The sequence below is a fragment of the Methanopyrus sp. genome (assembly GCF_053997775.1).
Map to the genome: position 1 here is coordinate 1 of NZ_JBMXXF010000024.1, position 2,774 is coordinate 2,774.

Consider the following 2,774-nt stretch of genomic DNA (forward strand, 5'->3'; position numbering starts at 1 on the left):
AGTACCAGCCGCTGAACCCGCAGCCGCTGCCGCGCCAGCACCGGGTGGACGGTGGGTGGTTCCGGGACGTGCGCGTGGGGAAGGGAACGATCCGGGTGTGCGGGGTCGACCTGCCCGAGGTCGCGGCTCGACTGCACCCACCGCTGCTCAACACGGGCCCATGGATCCCGCCGCTGCCGGGGCCTCGGGAGCGGGCGCTGTTCTCCGAGGTGCTGGAGCGGTTCGGTTCCCTGCCTCATCCGGTCAAGGCGTGGATGCGGGGGGATCGGGTTACGGTACGCGCGGGCGGTCACCGGTGGGTGCTGGTTAAGGTCAAGCACTTCCCCGCGTGGGTGGCCCGGGGCGGCGACATCTTCGTCGGTCCCGGTGGGACGATGGTGATCCGGGCGGACGCTCCCACGGTGGAGCTGAGGTTCTCCCCGCCCGCTCGGCTGTACTGGGCCGGCGCGGTGGGGTTCATCCTGGGCGCGCTGTGGCTGGCCTTGAGGGCGCGCCGTCCCATTAAGGTAAGAAGGTAGAGGGAGGGGGACTGGCGAAGGTCAGGGACCGGCGTTCAGCGCTTCCCACGGCGCCTGGGCGGGGTACCGAGGGCACCAGGATCGGCCGCCGCTTTAGGGTGCCGACGAGCCTTCTCAGGTCCCCGGGACGTTGACACCGTTGGGACTGAATGACCGGGTGGGATCGAGCGCCGTGACGCTCCTTGGCCTCGGTCTTGGTCGCGCCGGTCTCGGTCGCCTGCCCCTAGATTGGACGGTCAGGGAGACGGTCGTTCCATGGGTCTGTCCCCTGGACTCAGCGGTCCGTGAAGGTTCTGCGGGCGTGACGACCCAATTCCGGTAGAGCCGAGGGTCAGGTCGATGCGCAGGTACCCATCGCGCCAGAGCAGGTACGCGTACCCCGTCCGACCTCCAGGCACAGCAGACTAGCACCGCGTCGCCCACGCGCACCGTCACCGACCGCACGTTCGTAGGCAGGCACCGGCCGTGCCCACTCACCTCGGCGATCACCGGCACCGCGTCCAGCGCCGAGAGTGGGAGAGGCGACTCCGGGCACGGGTACGTGAACCGGGCCCGGATTGCCCCCCACCACCGTGGAGCAGCACCACGACGCTCTCGGGCGCCCACGGACCGACGGTTAGGCGGTGGGTTCCGAGGTCGGCAGCGCCAGCACCACCTTGAGCCGCTTGACCCGGCCACCGCTCACCTCATAGGCGCCGACGCGCAGGATCCGAAGGATGGTTCCCTGGTTGTAGCTGGCGCTATGGGATTACCACCGGCCCGCCGTCCCCGGTGATCAGCGCCGTGAGCGGGAGTTCCGACAGCCGGAGGACGGTGCCGTCGGGCAGCGTTAGGGTAGCGCTCGCCACCGCCGTCGGGGCGGCCGGCGAGGTCGACACCGTCCCGGTGACCCGGGCCGGGGTGAACGAGCCCAGCGTCACGCCGCCGACGCTGATCCCCACCCGGCAAGCCGCCGGATCAGGGTCCCCACCGGCAGGAGGGTTGGCTCGTACAACCGGTCCGCGATCAGGTACCGGGGCGCGCTCAGCGCGCCATAAATCGGGTTGAGGACCGTGACCGGTATCGTACCGTCCGGATTCGATCGGGCGTCCACCCGGACCGTTGGAACCCGGAGGTCGCCCGTAACAGGGTGCACCTTCGGCCGGGACCAACACCGGCCGGTTGCCCACGACCGCCCCGTAGAACCGGGCCCAGTCCGTGTCGATACGGTACAGGGTCTCAGACCACGATCCCACCGGGTGTTACCACCTTCACCGTGCCGAGCTTACCCGGAGCTTTGACCCGATCGGGAGTGCCGCGAGAGCGACGTCGCTCCCGGCGCCGATGACCGGCATCGGAACGCCCACGGTAGGCTACCATGGCGAGGATCCGACCGCTTACCCGGGCCCTCACCAGCGTCGGCGTGACGCCCGGGATCGCCTGGACGGACGCGGTCACGAGGGTGTCCTGACCGTTCGGGACGGCCACGATGAACCAGCGCTCCGCGCACCAGGCGCAGGCCCCGGGGAACCGTGGTCACGGCGTTGCGACCCCGGTCGACCACGATCACGAACCGCCACTCCAGGATCGCGCTCACCGCGATCGGTGCCAGGAACCCCGCCGTCCGGACGCTCACGCCCGAGAGGTTCCAGCGCCAGTTCACCGTGTCGTCGGCGTTGGCGACTCCGGGGCGACGCTGACCCCCGACGGGAGCCGGCCAGCGTTGCGACTCAACCGGTCCCGAGACCACGCCCCTCGCCGTCAGATTCCTCACCCGGCCGTGGTCGTATACGGGCGGGGTGCAGCAGTGGGCGCTGGAGGGCGACCGTGGGTCGGTGTCCCGTGACCTAAGCCGGCGGCAGCGCCGTCGTGATCAACCGGTCGGCCCCGTCACACGGGACGCCGGGTCGTCCCGATAATCTGCGATGCCCGAGTGATCCCCTGGAGCCCGGCAAGGCGGGGCCGAGAAGGGAAACCGATCGGTTGAAATGTGATCGGGGTACCGAAGGCTGGGAAACCCGAAAGGATTGTCCGCAACGGATGCTATTCTGGACGGCTAAATCGGGGTTCCGCCGCCACTCATCATTCTACCCGTCAGCACCCCTCGGCGTCCTCACCCGCTTTCCGGGGCCTCCGGCACCGTAACCCGTCGGTCATCGGGCGGTCCTCCCCGCGGGACCACTCCGCATCGGCCGGGACCGCGGTCGGTAACACCGACCCTCCTCACCGATCCGGCGTTCCTCGGCCTCCTCACTCCGCGGGAGCCTCGACCGAGGA

At 69.9% G+C, this 2,774-nt stretch carries 3 protein-coding genes; 2 read left to right on the forward strand and 1 reads right to left on the reverse strand.

Translation table 11 applies throughout. From position 1 onward, the window contains the following. Positions 1 to 518: hypothetical protein (locus ACXJJV_RS02920; RefSeq protein WP_456466683.1), on the forward strand; the 518-nt coding region annotated here is incomplete at its 5' end. 740 nt (positions 519 to 1,258) lie between these two features. Here ACXJJV_RS02920 and ACXJJV_RS02925 read toward each other — a convergent pair. Continuing rightward, a complete protein-coding gene (locus ACXJJV_RS02925; RefSeq protein WP_456466684.1) occupies positions 1,259 to 1,459 on the reverse strand; it encodes a hypothetical protein in 201 nt (66 codons plus the stop codon). 582 nt (positions 1,460 to 2,041) lie between these two features. Here ACXJJV_RS02925 and ACXJJV_RS02930 point away from each other — a divergent pair. Continuing rightward, positions 2,042 to 2,197, forward strand: a complete 156-nt coding sequence (locus ACXJJV_RS02930; RefSeq protein ID WP_456466685.1) for a hypothetical protein — start codon at positions 2,042 to 2,044, stop codon at positions 2,195 to 2,197. Positions 2,198 to 2,774 lie beyond the last annotated feature (577 nt).